The 15905-nt window shown below is 61.4% G+C and carries 13 protein-coding genes; 9 read left to right on the top strand and 4 right to left on the bottom strand.

Going from position 1 to position 15905, the window contains the following annotated elements:
• Positions 1-952 precede the first annotated feature (952 nt).
• The gene (locus tag AC6CHO_RS14495; protein ID WP_498215985.1) at positions 953-1501 is read left to right on the top strand and encodes a P-loop NTPase family protein; all 549 of its coding nucleotides are present in this window, start codon (positions 953-955) and stop codon (positions 1499-1501) included.
• Here AC6CHO_RS14495 and AC6CHO_RS14490 read toward each other — a convergent pair.
• Positions 1467-2390: a LysR family transcriptional regulator gene (locus AC6CHO_RS14490; protein WP_498215983.1), complete on the bottom strand. Its 924-nt coding sequence runs from the start codon at positions 2388-2390 to the stop codon at positions 1467-1469. The two genes, AC6CHO_RS14495 and AC6CHO_RS14490, sit on opposite strands and share 35 nt — an antisense overlap.
• A gap of 139 nt (positions 2391-2529) precedes the next feature.
• On the opposite strand from AC6CHO_RS14490, the gene mmsB reads away from it, so the two are divergent.
• From mmsB to AC6CHO_RS14465, 5 genes are all read left to right on the top strand, one after another.
• The gene (mmsB, locus tag AC6CHO_RS14485; protein ID WP_498215981.1) at positions 2530-3453 is read left to right on the top strand and encodes a 3-hydroxyisobutyrate dehydrogenase; all 924 of its coding nucleotides are present in this window, start codon (positions 2530-2532) and stop codon (positions 3451-3453) included.
• 1 nt (position 3454) lies between these two features.
• Positions 3455-4549 (top strand): alcohol dehydrogenase catalytic domain-containing protein, encoded by a 1095-nt coding sequence (locus AC6CHO_RS14480; protein ID WP_498215979.1) that lies wholly within the window; start codon positions 3455-3457, stop codon positions 4547-4549.
• A 16-nt stretch (positions 4550-4565) separates the two neighbouring features.
• On the top strand, positions 4566-5630 hold the full coding sequence (locus AC6CHO_RS14475) for an ROK family transcriptional regulator (RefSeq protein WP_498215977.1): 1065 nt from the start codon (positions 4566-4568) through the stop codon (positions 5628-5630).
• A gap of 68 nt (positions 5631-5698) precedes the next feature.
• Positions 5699-6508, top strand: coding sequence for a polyphosphate--glucose phosphotransferase (ppgK, locus tag AC6CHO_RS14470; protein WP_498215975.1), 810 nt, complete (start codon positions 5699-5701; stop codon positions 6506-6508).
• Between the two features lie 7 nt (positions 6509-6515).
• Positions 6516-7331, top strand: coding sequence for an HAD family hydrolase (locus tag AC6CHO_RS14465; protein ID WP_498215973.1), 816 nt, complete (start codon positions 6516-6518; stop codon positions 7329-7331).
• Between the two features lie 21 nt (positions 7332-7352).
• Here the strand turns inward: AC6CHO_RS14465 and AC6CHO_RS14460 are convergent, their stop codons facing one another.
• Genes AC6CHO_RS14460 through AC6CHO_RS14450 form a run of 3 tightly spaced genes read right to left on the bottom strand, consistent with a single transcriptional unit; the run spans position 7353 to position 10073 of the window.
• Positions 7353-8579 carry an amidohydrolase gene (locus tag AC6CHO_RS14460; protein ID WP_498215971.1) on the bottom strand — a complete coding sequence of 409 codons (1227 nt, stop codon included), beginning with the start codon at positions 8577-8579 and terminating at the stop codon, positions 7353-7355.
• Positions 8580-8590: 11 nt separating this feature from the next.
• Positions 8591-9310 carry a hypothetical protein gene (locus AC6CHO_RS14455; protein WP_498215969.1) on the bottom strand — a complete coding sequence of 240 codons (720 nt, stop codon included), beginning with the start codon at positions 9308-9310 and terminating at the stop codon, positions 8591-8593.
• A gap of 22 nt (positions 9311-9332) precedes the next feature.
• Complete coding sequence (locus AC6CHO_RS14450; RefSeq protein WP_444662188.1) at positions 9333-10073, bottom strand: DUF5058 family protein; 741 nt, start codon at positions 10071-10073, stop codon at positions 9333-9335.
• A 223-nt stretch (positions 10074-10296) separates the two neighbouring features.
• On the opposite strand from AC6CHO_RS14450, the gene AC6CHO_RS14445 reads away from it, so the two are divergent.
• The 3 genes from AC6CHO_RS14445 to AC6CHO_RS14435 all read left to right on the top strand — a co-directional run bounded on the left by AC6CHO_RS14445 (position 10297) and on the right by AC6CHO_RS14435 (position 15856).
• Entirely contained in the window at positions 10297-11751 is a 1455-nt protein-coding gene (locus tag AC6CHO_RS14445) for an amidase (protein WP_498215967.1), read from the top strand.
• Between the two features lie 160 nt (positions 11752-11911).
• Positions 11912-12853: an Lrp/AsnC family transcriptional regulator gene (locus AC6CHO_RS14440; protein ID WP_498215965.1), complete on the top strand. Its 942-nt coding sequence runs from the start codon at positions 11912-11914 to the stop codon at positions 12851-12853.
• A 261-nt stretch (positions 12854-13114) separates the two neighbouring features.
• Complete coding sequence (locus AC6CHO_RS14435) at positions 13115-15856, top strand: aminotransferase class I/II-fold pyridoxal phosphate-dependent enzyme (RefSeq protein WP_498215963.1); 2742 nt, start codon at positions 13115-13117, stop codon at positions 15854-15856.
• Positions 15857-15905: the final 49 nt, after the last annotated feature.

Raw genomic sequence — 15905 nt, 5'->3', positions numbered from 1 at the left:
TTAGCAGTAGCGATAGTAGGCGTGGTGGTAACCACCGGTCGGCGAATACATAGCTTCTGAGTAAGCCCGATTGTTCGGTGACTTGCACGTAGATCTAACGAGGCCTGAGATGTCCCCGTCTGCACTCGAGCCGTGGTTTCGCGTGGTGTCGTCGAAGCTTGACCAAACGTATCGTGTGTTCCAACCAGGAGCGTCAACCGTTCCCGTGTTCCAAATTGGAGCTGCCTGCGCCGCGCCTGCAGCCGGAATGAGGAGCGCCAAGCCTATAGCGACTGTTGCGAGTCTTGCTGACCCTTTTGATAGAATTTTTGTCATTTTCCCTACCTTGAGATGCGTGTGAATGAATGGGGTCTAAACCACCTTTGACCACGTTAGTTAACGATGATCCATTGGTCAAATTAATAACACGCTGAATAATCTTCTCTCAGGTTGTGTAAAGCAGAGAAGTCAACACTCATGTTAGAAATGCAATTAGAAGTTAGGTCATTTACACTGGGACGCGCTTGGGGTCCTTCCGCCTTCGATCTTCGCCAAACGGATCAGCATGCAGATCAACTCCCTTAGTGTCGCGTTGCATGTGGCCTTAGGATGACTTAAGAGGCTATTTCTGACTCCTCTGGTTCGTTGCTCCAAAAATGCGATTGACTGTAGTGTTTGTGGCAAGTTGGTGCGACACTTCGAGCGGAAATATTTGAGCAATAAGCGAGGCCGCATGGAATATCTTTGAAATCGGGTGGGCGTCGTTTACGGGTTTTCTTGTTTGGTGGCATGGTTTGATAGGTGGATATTGTGTCTGAGGTGGACTTTAGTATTTCTGTGGGTATGAGCAGTCATATACCAGCCACTTGATTCATGAATGTAGTGCTTTGTCTCCAAAATTGTTTATCCGGTAGATTCGCATTTCCTCTTTGTTTCCTTTGGCCATCAGCAATATGGCAGGGCAGGAGCATCCATGCAACCGTGCAGACTGCATATTGTGGGTGGCAGCAGGAGCGGAACCACCACACTGGGCCGTTCCATCGCCGATGCCTGGTCTGTTCCCCATGCGGATTCGGACGATTACTTCTGGGTGCCTACCGACCCGCCCTACACGCAGCAGCGAAACCCTGCCAGACGGGTGGAATTGATGCTGGAGATTTTTGCGCGGCGTTCGGCCTGGGTGCTTTCCGGCGCGATTAGCGGTTGGGGAGACAAGATCCTGCAACGATGCGATGCCGTGGTGTTCTTGACGCTCAGTGCACCAGAACGCTTGCAGCGCATTAAGCAGCGAGAAATCATCCGAAGAGCCGGCGAGGAGATCAAATCCGGGGCTTTCGACGAATTCCTGGCCTGGGCCAGCAATTATGATGATCCAGAATTCAGCGGGCGCAGCCGGGTGCGGCACGAAGCTTGGCTGAAAACCTTAGATCGACCGGTGCTGCGCCTGGACAGCTCGAGCAACGTGCAAGAGCTGCGTGACGCGGTGCTTAGCTGGGAACCTGGTTGCCGAAGGGGAGTATGAACCAATCCCCATTGGCGGCCGCATCATTCAGAGCCCGCACGGTCGCCTGAACCGCCTTGCTGCGCAGCGCCTCCTCGCGGCCCACGAGCCAATATTCGGAGAGGTAGCTGAACTGGTCATGCAAGACCGGAATCAGATTCGGATAGTGCTTGGACAGGAAGACCGGGAGCAGCCCGAGCCCCGCATGGTTCATCGTTGCCGCGTACTGGACCGCAATGCTGGTCGAAGAAATCGCACGGTGCATCGGCGGCAGGTGGCTGGTCGCCTCGTCCAGCTTATCCACGGTCAATGCCGTATCAATGTAGTAATTCAAGCTGTGGCCTGCCAGGTCCGACAGCTGGTGTGGGGTTCCGTGGGCTTGAAGATATTCGGCCGTGGCGTAAAGCCGCAATTCATAATCCATGAGCTTGGTGGAGGCTGCCTTGCGCACGCTGGGCTGCCCGATGACAATCTCCAAATCCATGCCGGTGCGCGTCTGCCGGGCGCGGGTGGTTTCCGAGACAATTTCGAACACCAGCTGCGGGTGCTTTGCCTGCAGCTTCGCCAATGCGGGCGCCGCCAGATGCGCGCTGAAGGCATCGGGCGCTGCCAGCCGCACATGCCCGGCCAACGTGGGGGAATCCTCCTCGGTGCTGATGGCGGCCACCGCCTGCTCGATAGCTTCGGCACTGGCCATGGCCCGGCGGCCCAAATCCGTCAGCTCCCAGCCATTGGGGGTATGCGCCAGGAGGTGGCCGCCCATGGCCTTTTGCAGCGCGTCAATACGCCGGGAGATCGTTGAGTGGTTCACCCCGAGAACCGTTGCCGCTGCGGTGTACCGGCCCAAGCGGGCCACGGTGAGCAAGGCAATCAGGGATTCAAGGTGGCGGTAATCGATCTGGCGTTCCATGGAACCAGTCTGACATGCACGATGTGCGCTGGCGCACACCGCACTTGCGCAATTGGCATGCTTCGAACCATTGAGCGCCCGGCATCCAAGAACCTACGCTGGCCTGAGAAGACAAAACTCGATGGCGAGGGGAAAACCGATGAGCAGCTACGCATGGATCGGACTGGGCAATATGGGCGGGCCAATGACTGCCAACCTGGTATCAGCCGGGCACACAGTGAAAGGCTTTGACCTCAACGAACAAGCCTGCGCAGCGGCAGCGCAGGGCGGGGTTCAGATCACCGGATCCATCGCCGAGGCCATGGAGGGTGTCGATGCGGTCTTCACCATGCTGCCCAAGGGCGAGCACGTGCGCGCGGTTTATGAGGGCGAAGCAGGCATTTGGGCCCACGCCACGGACCAGATGCTGCTGATCGATTCCTCCACCGTGGACATCGAAACCTCCCGGTACATCCACGACGGCTCGACGCAGCGCGGACTGGGCTTTGTGGACGCCCCAGTTTCCGGCGGAATTTCCGGCGCCGAGGCAGGAACCCTCGCGTTCATGCTCGGCGGGGACGCGCAGCTCATGGAGCGAGCCACCGGCTACATAGCGCCGATGAGCGGGCGGACCATCGTCGCCGGGGCCGCCAGCATGGGCATTGCCGCCAAGATCTGCAACAACATGATGCTTTTCATCGACTTGATGGCCAGCGCCGAGGGGTCGCAACTGGCCGAAAAGCTCGGATTGGATCCCAAGGTGTTCTGGGAGATCGCTTCGGTCTCCTCGGGGCGGTCCTGGGCCCAGCAGACCTGGTACCCGGTCCCGGATGTCATCGATACCGCCGCGGCCAACAACAACTTTGAGGCCACCTTCCGCACCGATCTGGCGCGCAAGGATGTGGGCCTGGCACTGGATGCTGGAGAAAGCACCGGGGTGCGCCTGCCCGCGGCAACCTTGGCCAAGGATCACTTTGATGAGCTGATCGCCCAAGGGCTGGGGGATAGGGACTGCTCGCTGATCGTCAAGAACCTGTTGCCCGATGAATCGGTCCGAGGGTGGGATCCCGAGAAGGCCAGCTAGCATGCAGATCCAAGCTGCCGTCCTTGAACAGCAGGAGAATCAGCGACCCTATGCCAAGCACCGTCCGCTAACCCTGCGCGAAGTGCAGCTTCAGGAACCGGGTCCCGGCGAAGTTCTGGTGCGGATCACCGCGGCGGGGCTGTGCCATTCGGACCTATCGGTGATTGACGGCAACCGGCCGCGGCCGGTTCCCATGGTCCTGGGCCATGAATCGGCAGGCATTGTGGAACAGACTGGGCCCGGGGTGGGTCTTGCCGTGGGGCAACAGGTCATCTCCGTGTTCCTGCCACGCTGTGAAAAGTGCGCTGCCTGTGCCACCGGAGGCAAGCTGCCGTGCACCGCCGGAACCGAAGCCAATACGGCAGGATCGCTGCTTTCCGGCGCTCGCCGGCTGCGCATGGATGGCCAGCCGGTCCACCATCATCTGGGGGTATCGGCCTTCGCCAACTACGCGGTGATGGATGCGCGCAGCCTGGTGGCCGTCGGCAGCGACGTGCCGCCGGAAGTTGCTGCTGTGCTGGGCTGCGCGGTGCTCACCGGTGGCGGGGCGTTGCGCAACGCCGCCGGTGCCAGCGGGTCCGAGGATGTGGCCATCGTCGGGCTCGGCGGAGTGGGCATGGCCGCCTTGCTGGTGGCCGTGGGGCAACGCACCACTGGGAGGATCCTGGCCATCGACGCCAATGAGGACAAGCTGGCCGTGGCCCTTGAACTGGGCGCCGACGCGGCCTGCACACCGCAAGATCTGGCTGGTCGCAGCGCAGAAATTGTCATAGAAGCCGCCGGGCACCCACGGGCCTTTGAAACCGCGCTGGCTGCCACGGCCGCGGGCGGAACGCTGGTGACCGTCGGGCTGCCGACGCCCGGGGCAATGAGCGCTATCGAGCCGCTGTCCTTGACCGCAGGGGCGCGCACCATCATCGGCAGCTATATGGGTTCGGCCCTGCCAGCGAACGACATTCCCTACTATGAGGGCCTCTGGCGGTCGGGCAGGCTCCCGGTGCAGAAGCTGGTGCGCACCCGGCCGTTGGAACAGATCAACGAGGCGCTGGACGAACTGGCCGAAGGACGCTCGGTGCGCCAGGTGCTGCTGCCGTGACTAGTAGAATCGAGGGGTGACTGATTCGACCGCCGGCCCACGGGCACTGGCAACTCTGACCGATATCCGGGTGTTCGACTACTTGTGTGCCGCTCCGGCCACACGCACCCAGATTTCCGCGGACCTGGGAATTTCCAAGCCCACGGCATCCCAGGCGATCTCCCGCCTGCAGGAGAACGGACTGGCGATCGCCATTGACCGTCCGGCGGAGACCAAGCGCGGCCGAACCCCCGAGCGCTACGCGCTGCGCAGCGAGTACGGGCATGTGCTGGCCTTGTGCCTGCAAGCCGAATCCCTGCAGGTTCGGGCCACCGATCTATCGGGAGCGATCTTGGTTGATCGCCTTTACCCGTTGACCCCGCACAGCAGCGCCGGGGAAGTGGAGAAGATGGCGGCCACCGAAATTGCCCGGGTGCGCAAGCAGCTGCAATCTCCGCTGCTGGCCGCCGCGGTCAGCCAAGCTGCCCCGGTGTTGCGCGAGGAAGCAGAACGCGTGGTTCCCACCGTGATTTTCCCTGCCTCCGGCGCCAATTTGGCTGGGCTGTTTGATGCCAGCGTTCCGGTGGTCTTGGATAACGACGTGAACTGGATGGCCGTAGCCGAGGCCGAAAGCACCGACGGGTCGTTGATGATGCTGTACATCGGAGCGGGTTTGGGGGCCGGGCTGGTCATCGACGGAAAACTTCACCGCGGACGCCATGGCACGGCCGGCGAGCTGGAGAACCAGCTGCTGGGGGAGAAGAACCTGCGCGAGGTGCTGGGCGAGGTGGGCATGTTCCGGACCCGCATCCTCTGGGAGCGACTTGCAGACCAGCGAACGTGGCCGGCGTTCTTGAAGCCCTTGAGCCAGGTGCTCGCAAATCTGGTGGGGTTTGTCGATCCGCAGCAACTGGTTGTCACCGGCCCGGCAGTGACCGAGGAATTATGCGAGGCGCTGGCTGAAGAGGTCAATGGCAGATTGCTGGTGCCAGTGACCGTGCGCCCCTCATCCCTTGGAGTGCAATCGGCCGCCCACGGCGCGGTGGCCGGTGCCCGGGACATCGCCTTGGAAAATCTTTGGGAAAACTACCGGGAACGTTGACCAAACGCCGGAAGCTATATATCGTAAAGAGTCCTTAAAATTTCTTTGCAACGTTGGGGAGAATCCTGATGGCATCATCTGCCGCACCGGCATCCAAGTCGCAGTTCGCTGCCATCGGCCTTGACATGGGCGGATCATCGATCAAGTACGCCTTGGTCGGAACTGACGGAAAACTTGTCGAAAGCACACTGAACAAGGCGATCACCCCAGAGGGCGCGCATCCTGAGGCCGTCGCCGAAGTCATGGCGCAGATTGTCCACGACCTGCAAGAGGCCACTGGCGAGGATCTGGCGGGCATCCCTGCTGGGGTTGCCGTGCCCGGAATCGTCATCGACGGAGTGGTGCATTCGGCCGCGAATATCGACAAGGCCTGGATCGGCTTGGATGCCACCGCCATGTTCAGCAAGGTGCTGGACCGCGAGGTCTACCTGCTTAATGACGCTGACGCTGCCGGCATGGCAGAGGTGTACGCTGGCGCCGGCTCCAAGGACGGTGCGCCGCTGAAAGGCAGCACCTTGCTGCTGACCCTAGGCACCGGAATCGGTTCGGCCTTCTTCCGCGACGGGGTGCTCTTCCCCAACGTGGAATTCGGGCACCTGGAGATCGACGGATTCGATGCAGAAAGCAAAGCCGCCGCACGCGTAATGCGCGAAGAAGACTTGAGCTGGGACGATTACATCGCCCGCTTGCAGCGCTACCTTTCCCACGTGGAATTCCTGTGCAGCCCTGACTTGATTGTCATCGGCGGCGCAATCTCCGAGGACCACGAGCACTTCTTGCCTAAGCTGGACTTGCGAGCAAAGCTCGTTCCCGCAGAATTCAACAACGCCGCCGGGGTGTTGGGCGCCGCGCAACGCGCTATGCATCCGGGCAATTAGGAACCACATGCATACGATTGACCCGAACGCCCAGATCAAACTCGTTGCCGTCGACATGGATGGCACCTTTTTGGACGGTGACGGTCAAATCCCCGATGAGGCTTGGGGCGTGATCGACCAGCTGCAGACCCGTGGCATCAAGTTCGTGCCTGCATCCGGACGGCAGTTCGCCACCTTGCGCGAACAATTCGCCCAGCTCGGAGAGATCGCCATCATCGCCGAAAACGGCACCGTTGTCATGGATGGGGAGAACGAAATCTACTCCAACATCATTGATCGCGATTCGGTGAACGCGGTGATCGAGACCGTGCGCCAGCAGGGCGGGCTGGATGCCGGACTGGTGCTGTGCGGTCGCCGCACGGCCTACGTGGAGCGCCAGGACCAGAAGTTCGCCGACGCTGTCGCGCCGTACTACCGGGCGGTGCAGGTGGTTCAGAACCTCAATGACGTTGGGGACGAGATCATCAAGATGGCCGTGAACGTGGGCACCAGCAAGGTCCAGGAAATGGCGGCTGCGCTCGATGTCCCTCTGCAGGTGGTCATCTCCGGAAGCCACTGGGTGGATGCCATGAACCACGGCGTGCACAAGGGACTGGCACTAGGCGCCCTGCAAAGCGAACTGGGCATCAGCGATGACGAAACGGTGGTGTTTGGCGACTATCCCAATGATCTGGAAATGATCAAGGCTGCCACCTATTCCTTCGCCATGGCCAATGCCCATCCCGAGGTGGCAGCCGCAGCGAACTTCACTGCGCCAGCCAACACCGATCACGGTGTCCTGCAGGTGCTGCGCGCCTACCTCGATGGGCGCACGCAGCTATAGCAGGCAGCAGTTTCCGGCTAGCTACCGAACCAGGTAGTGCCCCAGCCCGGCCAAGGCGGCACGCACCCCGGTGGCCAAGGAGAGCTCGTAGTCCGGCAGGAAGAAGGGCGAGTGGTTGACCGGCGGAGCGTCTTCTCGTGGGAGAAACCCGCCAAAGAACCAGTACACGTAGGGAACCGAGATGTCGTCGCCCAGCGCACCGAAATCCTCCGAACCCATCGCCGCTGGCAGGTCGACGACCTGCGCATCGCCCAGTTCGCCGATGAGCGCCTGCCTGACACGCTGGGTGTGCTCGGGGTTGTTGTGCAGCTTGGGGAAGGAATTCAGGGCTTCGATTTCCGGCTCCGGGGCGTTGGATGCGACTGCTTCGGCCTGCACGATGCGCTTGACCCCGTCCAGGATCTGCGCACGGGTCGGCTCGTCGAAGGTCCGGATGTTCAGCGTGAATTCCGCCCGGTCCGGAATGATGTTCTCCTTCAGCCCGGCATGGAAGGACCCGCAGGTGAGCACCGCAGGACTCTGCGGGTGCACTTCGCGCGAGACCAGAGTCTGCAGGCGCGTTATGGTGTGGGCGCCCTGGACGATCGGATCAATCGAGTCCTGCGGCTGTGAGCCGTGGGACTGCTTGCCATGCAGGGTCACCTTCAACGAATCGGCCATGGCCATGGCCGGGCCGCTGGTGAGCCCGATGGATCCGGCGGCGAAGGGGAAGACATGCTGCCCGAGGATGATGGAGGGCATCGGGGCCTTGTCCCAGAGCCCGTCATCGAGCATGGCCCTGGCCCCGGCGCTGGTTTCCTCGCCCGGCTGGAAGATCCAGACGATGGTTCCGCCCCATGCCGCAGTCTGCTCGGCCAGCCGGGCGGCTGCCGTGAGGGCCGCGGTGACGTGGGTGTCATGGCCGCAGCCATGCATCACAGGCACATCGGTACCATCGGCCAGCTCGCCGCGAACCGTCGAGGCGTAGTCGGCCCCCGTATCCTCGGCAATTGGCAGGCCATCGGTGTCGGCACGGAATGCGACCACCGGGCCTTCGCCATTGCGCTGGATGCCGACCACTCCGGTTCCTCCGCAGAGGAAGTTTTCGATGCCCAGGGCATCGAGCTGCTGGCCGATATAGGCGGCCGTCTGGTGTTCCTGCATTGACAGCTCCGGATGGGCATGCAGGTGGCGGTACATCTCGTGCATGATCCCGGCTTCTTCGTCGGTCAGGACGGTTCGCAGGGCGGCGGCGTGTTCTGTAGTCATGGTGATTCCTCTTAGTCGGCAGCTGGGGCGTGGACGGCGTTGCGGTCGCGTACGATCCACGAAACGATGATGGAGAAGAGCACAACCAGCGCCGTGCCAAACAGGGCAAGGGATGGAACCAGCGGAATCACCACGAAGTACATGAGCAGCGACAGGGCAATGGCGACGATGGTTGGACGGACCTGCTTCATGGCGACGATGGCCTGGACCAGCACTGCTCCCATCAAGGCGGGCAGGATGTAAAGGCGGGCGACTTCGATCATCTCGGCGGGGATGATCGAGACCAGCCATGATCCGAATATGCCGACGAAGACCAGGAGGCTGGTCAGGTGGACGGTAGCCGCGCCGCCGATGGCCATCACCGAGGCCAGGTCGCCGCGCCGGGTGCCGGGCTTGGCATTGATGGCCGACTGGGCCACGATGGCCGCGGGCAGCAACTTGTTGGAGATATTGCCGATCATGAAGGCCTGGTACATCGCGGCCGAGCCCAGGATCGGGAAGTAGGTCAGCGGCTCGACGAACCAGAAGATCCCGAACGTGGCCGCGACAGCGGCGAAGGCCACCCAGATCATCGAAGGGCTGATATCGAGTCCTGCGAAGAAGACCAGGTAGATCGGGCCGAGCAGCGAGAAGACCAGGCCTGCGGCCATGGTCAGCGAGCCGTAGCGCGTGGTCTGCTGCTCGAAGCGGGCCATCGAGGCGTCTGCTTGGGTCATTGCTGGAGAGCTCATGGGTTCTGTCCTTTCAATTCCGCTATGCGGTGTGCATCAGGTAGCCGGCGGCGATCGAAATTAGGATCGCGAAACCCAGGGCCCATTCCTTGAGCCATTTGGCGTTGAGCACCTTGGCGAGGAAGAGGAACAAGGCCATGGAGGTGGCCGATATCAGCACCAGCGTCATGTGGATGCTGGATTTGGGGATCTCGGCGATGGTCAGCATGCTGAAGGCTCCGAGCAGGGCCGCGGTTGGAATCAAGGCCATGGCCGCAGGGTTGCGCTTGGCCAGGGTCTTTCCGCCGCGCTTCAGGATCGGGGTCAGCAGCAGTGTGCATAGCATCCACATGCCGCCCGAGAGGCTCATGGCCATGAAGGCCACGGCGAAGACCTGCTGGGTGTAGGTATCCCCGCCGAGCATGGAGCCCATGGATTGGGCGGCCAGGTTGGCGCTGGCCGTTTCCGTTGAAGCAGAGCCGATCAGCCCGATGCGCACGAGCACCGCCGGGGTGCCGAACAGGGCCAGCAGCGCGATGGCCACCAGTACCACCGAGAGCGAGGGGCCGATCGAGGCGACGGCGCCGGCGCGGAAGGCCTCCTTGACTTCGCGCACCGGCATGTCGATATGGGGAGCCGCAGCCTTGGCGGCCCGGACGTAGAGGATGGTCTGGATGAAGATCACGGCGAAGACGCCCAGTGCACAGAACCATAGGAAGGGGCTGTTGGCGATGGCCCAGATGTCCGTAGAGCCTGGATCGCCGGCCGAAAGCGGGAAGTGCATCGGAACTCCTTTGATGTGGACCAGCATGGTGTGATGCAGGTCTCGTTTGATACAAGAGTCCTCCTGAAAAACGTCGATGGCAAGGAATGCCGGATCTGGCCATGAATCTGGCCAAATCCTCCAAAATGGTGAGTTTTCATGGGAACTATTCCATTTGCGGTCAGGAAGGATGGAGGATTGTGACATATATCGCACTGCAGTTATCCGCCAGAAAGGCACTTCCATGAATGAGATCCAGCAACTGAGCGCCACTGAGTTGACCGCCAAGATCCGCAGCCGCGACCTCTCTGCCCGCGAAGCCCTGGAGAGCCACATCCAGGCCATCGATGAAGTGAACAGCCAGATCAATGCGGTGGTCATCAAGGATTTCGAGCGCGCACGGATCAAGGCGGCAGAGGCCGACGAAGCCACGGCGAGAAATGAGCCGACCGGCGTGCTCCATGGGTTGCCCATGACGCACAAGGACACTTTTAACACTGCCGGCCTGCTCTCCACCCAGGGATCGCTGGCCTTGAAGGACAACGTCCCCGAGCAGGACGACCTGCAGATCGCCCGTCTGGCATCTGCGGGAGCGATCAGGAGCGGCAAGACCAATGTCCCGGAATTCGGAGCCGGATCGCACACCTTCAATGAGCTCTTCGGCACGACGACCAATCCCTACGCGGTGGACCGCTCCGCCGGAGGCTCCTCGGGCGGCGTAGCCGCCGCGGTCGCCGCCCGGATCCAGCCGCTGGGCGATGGATCGGATATGGGCGGTTCGCTGCGCATCCCGGCCAGCTTCTGCAATGTCATCGGCTTCCGGCCCTCCTACGGAGTAATTCCCCTGGAGGCCAAGGGAAATGCCTACTCATGGCTGGCCCGCTCCGGCCCGATCGCCCGGACGGTGGAAGATATTGCGCTGTTCATGCGCGCCAGCGCGGGAGATGACAGGCTCCCGACCCCGAACACGCTGGCCGCCAGCGACTTCGGAACTCCAGTACCTGATCTTCGCGGGGTCCGGATCGGCTACAGCTTCGACTTCGGGATCGGCGTCCCGGTGGAGCCAGAGGTGATCGAGGTCCTGCAGCGCCAGCTCTCGGTCTTCGAGGCTGCCGGCGCCATCCTGGAAGAAGCAAGCATCGATTTCGCAGATGCCGACGAGGTCTTCGGAAATACCCGGGCCTTCGATTTCGCCACCAATCTGGGCGGCTTGGTGCGCAGCCACGGCGCGCTGATCAAGCCGGAAGTCCTCTGGAACGTCAAGAAGGGAATGGACCTTGACGGTCCGGCCATGATTTCAACCGTGGCGGCCCGCACCCGGCTGGAGCACGCGGTGCAGGGCTTCTTCTCGCGCTTCGATTTGTTCCTCTCCCCGGCGACGCAGGTGCTGCCTTTCGACGCCACGCAGCGCTGGCCTGAGCAAATCGCGGGTACCCAGGCCGAAACCTATCTGGACTGGATGCGCTCGGCCTGCCTGCTCTCGGCCACCAGCCTGCCGGTCATCGCCATGCCTGGCGGCTTCACCGAGTCCGGGCTCCCAGTGGGATGGCAGCTGGCGGCCAACCACTACCAGGACGTCCAGCTTCTGAATTGGGCGGCCGGCTACGAGCAGATGACCCGTTTTGCCGACCAGGCGCCGGCCCTGGCCACGGATCCGGCCTCGGTGGCAGCCAGTCCCGTCAAGACCGCCAGCGCCTGAGCCTTCGGCTCGAAGTGCGGGCCCAGCGCTGGTCATGGGCCCGGCAGAGTATGATGTGAGCACTGCTCCGGTGCACCTGGTGTGGAGGCCAGGGGTGCAGTATCCGCAGCCTGAGCTTGGCTCGCGCGGGCGCCGCCAAAAGACCAGCAGAGGGGAACGGATGACAGAACTGAGCACTGTGCAGCGCCGCATTATTGCCGCCCTCCAGGTTGATGGCCGGGCCACGTGGCGGAAAATTTCCGCAGCACTGGATTTGCCTGAGCGCTCGGTCGCCCGCCACGGGGCGTGGCTCCTGGAACAGGGCCTGGTGACCGTGGCAGCGATTCGCCACCGCGAGCATTCGCTGCTGATCGCTTGCACTTGTGCACCGGGGACCGGCCGAATTGCCAGTGAATCATTGTCTACCCGGCCGGATACCAGTTTCTCCTACCAGGTCACCGGCAGGGAGGACCTCGTTGTTGAAATGCACTACAGCGGCGATGTGACCGAGATGCTCTCCGTAGAATTGCCAGCGACCCCGGGGGTCGCCTCGATCGTGGTCTTTCCGGTTCTGAAATACTTCAAGACCATTCGCGGGTGGCGCCTGGGTTCACTCAAGCCTGCCGAAGAGCAGGCTCTGCAAGCCAGCCCGGATATCACCACTTGGCGCATCGAGCCTGGGCTCACACCGAAGGACGAGCAAATCATCGCCGCCTTGCAGGAGGACGGAAGGGCCAGCTATGAATCGATCGCCCGCCGGGTGGCGATGAGCGAGACCAGCGTTGCGCGGAGGATCGATTGGCTGCTGTCAACGGGCCAGATCGCCATCCGCGCCGTGGTGGAACCCCTGGCCGTGGGGCTTCCGGTCGAGGCCTTGCTCTGGGTATCCACGGCGCCGTCCCAAGTCGAGAAATTGGGCCAGCGACTGGCCCTGCGCCCGGAAGTGCGTTATGCGGCGGCGGTGGCTGGAGACTGCCAGCTGGTGGTCGACGTGACGGTTGCCAGCCAGGCCGAGCTCTATGAATTCATCTCCCACAGCTCGTGGGGCGACTCGATGCTGCAGGTCAAGACTTCGCTGGTGGTGAGCGCCCGGAAACGCGGCGGACGCTTGATCAGCGGCTAGTGCGATGGCCATGCTGCTGCGTCGGGACACCAGGAGTTCAACTGGGATTCAGATCTCCTGCGACTGGTATTCACCGTGGCAGAGGAATGGGTGAATGCCGGATGAATCTTAGGCATGGCCGCAATCAAACTGCGTAACATGCTGATTTTGGCCCTGCTACTGCCCGGTAGTGACATACTCTCGCCGTACTGGGTGCGCTGAAAACCACCCAGGAGGTTAACAACCAGTTAACCATGCAGGGTGAAAGGAATACCGGCAACCGTGAGCAAGAGGTTGACCTACGGGAAGAACCAAGCCGTCGCCACTCCGGAAAGCGCATGGCGAAAACGCAAAGACGCGTGGGAGCACCTCGGCTACATGCTGAGCGAGATTTCCTCGGAACATCAAGATGAACCCGGCCGCAAGGAACATGAATTGGAAGCTGGCCGGCTGCTGGGCCTCTTGGCTTCCATTGAACCCTATTGGGCTAACCCGGGACTGGACTATTTCAACGATGTAGCCGGGCTCATGTCCACCGGCCGTTACGCCGATGCCATGCAGCTGGTCTACCAGGCCAACCAGTCGTTCAGGACTATCACTCAGTATATGGATCTGGACGGCCACGACAGCGTCCGGACAGACCCCGAAGACCTGGGCGGCGGTGCTGCGGGCGGAGCCAAACCCCATGTGCCAATGGTGGAGATCCTCCTTCTGGATAATGGGCCGACCGATGAAATTGGGCAATTCACCGAAGAACTGGCAGCACAACGCCAGCGTACCGATCCATTCCACTACAACTTCATTGTGGTGCCCAGCGTCGAAGATGCCCTCGCTGCCGTCTTGATCAATCCAAGCATCCAGGGCGTGGTACTCACCGCGCGCTTTGAACTGGCCACCCGACGCAGGCTCTCATCGACGCTGCATAAATTCATTGTGAACCGCACCGCCGGCTACTTCGAATCCACCCGGCAGATCCAGCGCCTGCTGGATCTGGAAGAGATCATGGATAAATTGCATCCGCAGATCCCGGTGTACCTGATGGCCGGTGTCGCATTGGAATCCATTGCCCATGAGATCACAGGGCGGTTCCGTCGCATCTTCTCGCGCAATGACGGCATGGATTTGCACTTGTCGATCATCGCCGAGGTGACCGAGCGGTATCACACACCGTTTTTCAATGCCCTGCAGAAGTACGCCAAGCGGCCTGGCGGAGTATTCCACGCCATGCCTATATCTCGAGCGGGATCGGTGCAGAATTCGCCGTGGGCCCGCGACCTCGTTGATTTCTACGGCAAGAACCTGCTGCTGGCAGAAACCTCCGCGACCTCCGGAGGCCTGGACTCGTTGCTGGATCCGCAGAGCTCGATCAAGAAAGCCCATGAATTGGCGGCCCGTGCCTTTGGCAGCCACCGCACCTACTTCGTCACCAATGGAACCTCGACGGCCAACAAGATCGTTCACCAATCGATTCTGGCTCCAGGCGACATTGTCTTGGTGGACCGCAACTGCCACAAGTCCCACCACTATTCACTAGTGCTCGCCGGGGCCCACGTGAGCTACCTTGAGGCCTACCCGCTGAACGAGCACTCCATGTATGGAGCCGTGCCACTGCGGGACATCAAAGCCCGGCTGCTGCAATTGCGGCGCGAAGGACTGCTGCACAAGGTCAAGATGGTGACCCTGACCAACTGCACCTTCGACGGCATCATCTACGACCCGCGCAGGGTCATGGAAGAGTGCCTGGCCATCAAACCAGACCTTGTCTTCCTATGGGATGAAGCGTGGTTTGCCTTCGCCAGCTTCCATCCGGTCTACCGGCAGCGCACCGCCATGAGCGTTGCCAAGGTGCTGGAAGAGGACATGGAAACGCAGGAGTACCGGCAGCGCCATGCCCGGCAAGCCAAGGACCTGCCAGCGCCTGGCACCAGCGACCGGCCAGAAAATGATGAGGCATGGCTGAACACGCGTTTGATTCCTGATCCCGAACAGGTTCGTTTGCGCGTGTACTCCACCCAATCTACGCACAAGACGCTGACCTCGCTGCGCCAGGGCTCCATGATCCACGTCTTTGACCAAGACTTTGCGATGCGCAATCTCAACGCATTCCGCGAGGCCTACATGACCCACACGTCAACCTCGCCGAACTATCAGATTTTGGCATCATTGGACATCGGCCGACGCCAAGCGGAACTGGAAGGCTATGCCCTGGTGCAGCGCCAGGTGGATTTGGCGCAGTCCATCTGCCGGGCCATGGCCCGCAACGCGCTGCTGGGCAAGTACTTCCGGATCCTGGACTCCAAGGATCTGATTCCTGACGAATACCGGCACTCCACCAGTGCGACGCCGGTACGCGACGGCTTGGCCGCATGGGACGAGGCCTGGAAAAACGACGAGTTCGTGGTGGATCCGTCCCGGTTGACCTTGGACATCAGCAGAACTGGCGTCGACGGGGATACCTTCAAGCACCAGTACCTGATGGACGGGCATTCCATCCAGGTCAACAAGACCAGCCGCACCTCGGTGCTGCTGATGACCAATATCGGAACCACGCGTTCCGCCGTGGCGCACCTGATTGAGGTCCTGGTCAAAATCGTCGAGGAGCTGGAACGGAAAAAGCGTCTTGACGGGCGAGTACTGGCCATGGGCAAGACTGCCGCTCAGCAACAGGTCTGCCTTCCGGACTTCAGTTTCTTCGCGCCGGAATTCGATACCGGAGGCGGCAGCGGCGATCTGCGCAAGGCCTACTACCTGACCTATCAGGACCCGGCGACGCACTTCCTGTCTTCGGCACAGATCCGCACAAGGATTATCGCGGGGGAGCAGATCGTTTCGGCCGTGTTCGTCACTCCATATCCGCCAGGATTCCCGGTGCTGGTGCCAGGCCAGGTAGTCACCTTGAACATCCTGGATTACATGGACCGGCTGGATACGCGCGAGATCCATGGGTATCACCAGGATCTCGGCTATCAGGTGTTTACCCATGAATCCCTGGAAGAGCTGAAACCAGCCGGTTCAATGGAATAGGCTCCACAGCCTGAAAGGCACCCGCGAAAGCGGGTGCCTTTCAGGCTGT

This window comes from Glutamicibacter sp. GQ173, assembly GCF_059759215.1.
The sequence above is the reverse complement of the archived record's forward strand: the minus strand, read 5'-3'. Positions and strand labels throughout refer to the sequence as shown.

What these genes read in the sequence shown, in the direction of transcription:
- ppgK (WP_498215975.1), top strand. Translation starts at nt 5,699, where the DNA reads ATGGCATCATCTGCCGCACCGGCATCCAAGTCGCAGTTCGCTGCCATC.
- AC6CHO_RS14495 (WP_498215985.1), top strand. Translation starts at nt 953, where the DNA reads ATGCAACCGTGCAGACTGCATATTGTGGGTGGCAGCAGGAGCGGAACC.
- AC6CHO_RS14480 (WP_498215979.1), top strand. Translation starts at nt 3,455, where the DNA reads ATGCAGATCCAAGCTGCCGTCCTTGAACAGCAGGAGAATCAGCGACCC.
- AC6CHO_RS14455 (WP_498215969.1), bottom strand. Translation starts at nt 9,310, where the DNA reads ATGAGCTCTCCAGCAATGACCCAAGCAGACGCCTCGATGGCCCGCTTC.
- AC6CHO_RS14465 (WP_498215973.1), top strand. Translation starts at nt 6,516, where the DNA reads ATGCATACGATTGACCCGAACGCCCAGATCAAACTCGTTGCCGTCGAC.
- AC6CHO_RS14450 (WP_444662188.1), bottom strand. Translation starts at nt 10,073, where the DNA reads ATGCACTTCCCGCTTTCGGCCGGCGATCCAGGCTCTACGGACATCTGG.
- AC6CHO_RS14440 (WP_498215965.1), top strand. Translation starts at nt 11,912, where the DNA reads ATGACAGAACTGAGCACTGTGCAGCGCCGCATTATTGCCGCCCTCCAG.
- AC6CHO_RS14445 (WP_498215967.1), top strand. Translation starts at nt 10,297, where the DNA reads ATGAATGAGATCCAGCAACTGAGCGCCACTGAGTTGACCGCCAAGATC.
- mmsB (WP_498215981.1), top strand. Translation starts at nt 2,530, where the DNA reads ATGAGCAGCTACGCATGGATCGGACTGGGCAATATGGGCGGGCCAATG.
- AC6CHO_RS14460 (WP_498215971.1), bottom strand. Translation starts at nt 8,579, where the DNA reads ATGACTACAGAACACGCCGCCGCCCTGCGAACCGTCCTGACCGACGAA.
- AC6CHO_RS14490 (WP_498215983.1), bottom strand. Translation starts at nt 2,390, where the DNA reads ATGGAACGCCAGATCGATTACCGCCACCTTGAATCCCTGATTGCCTTG.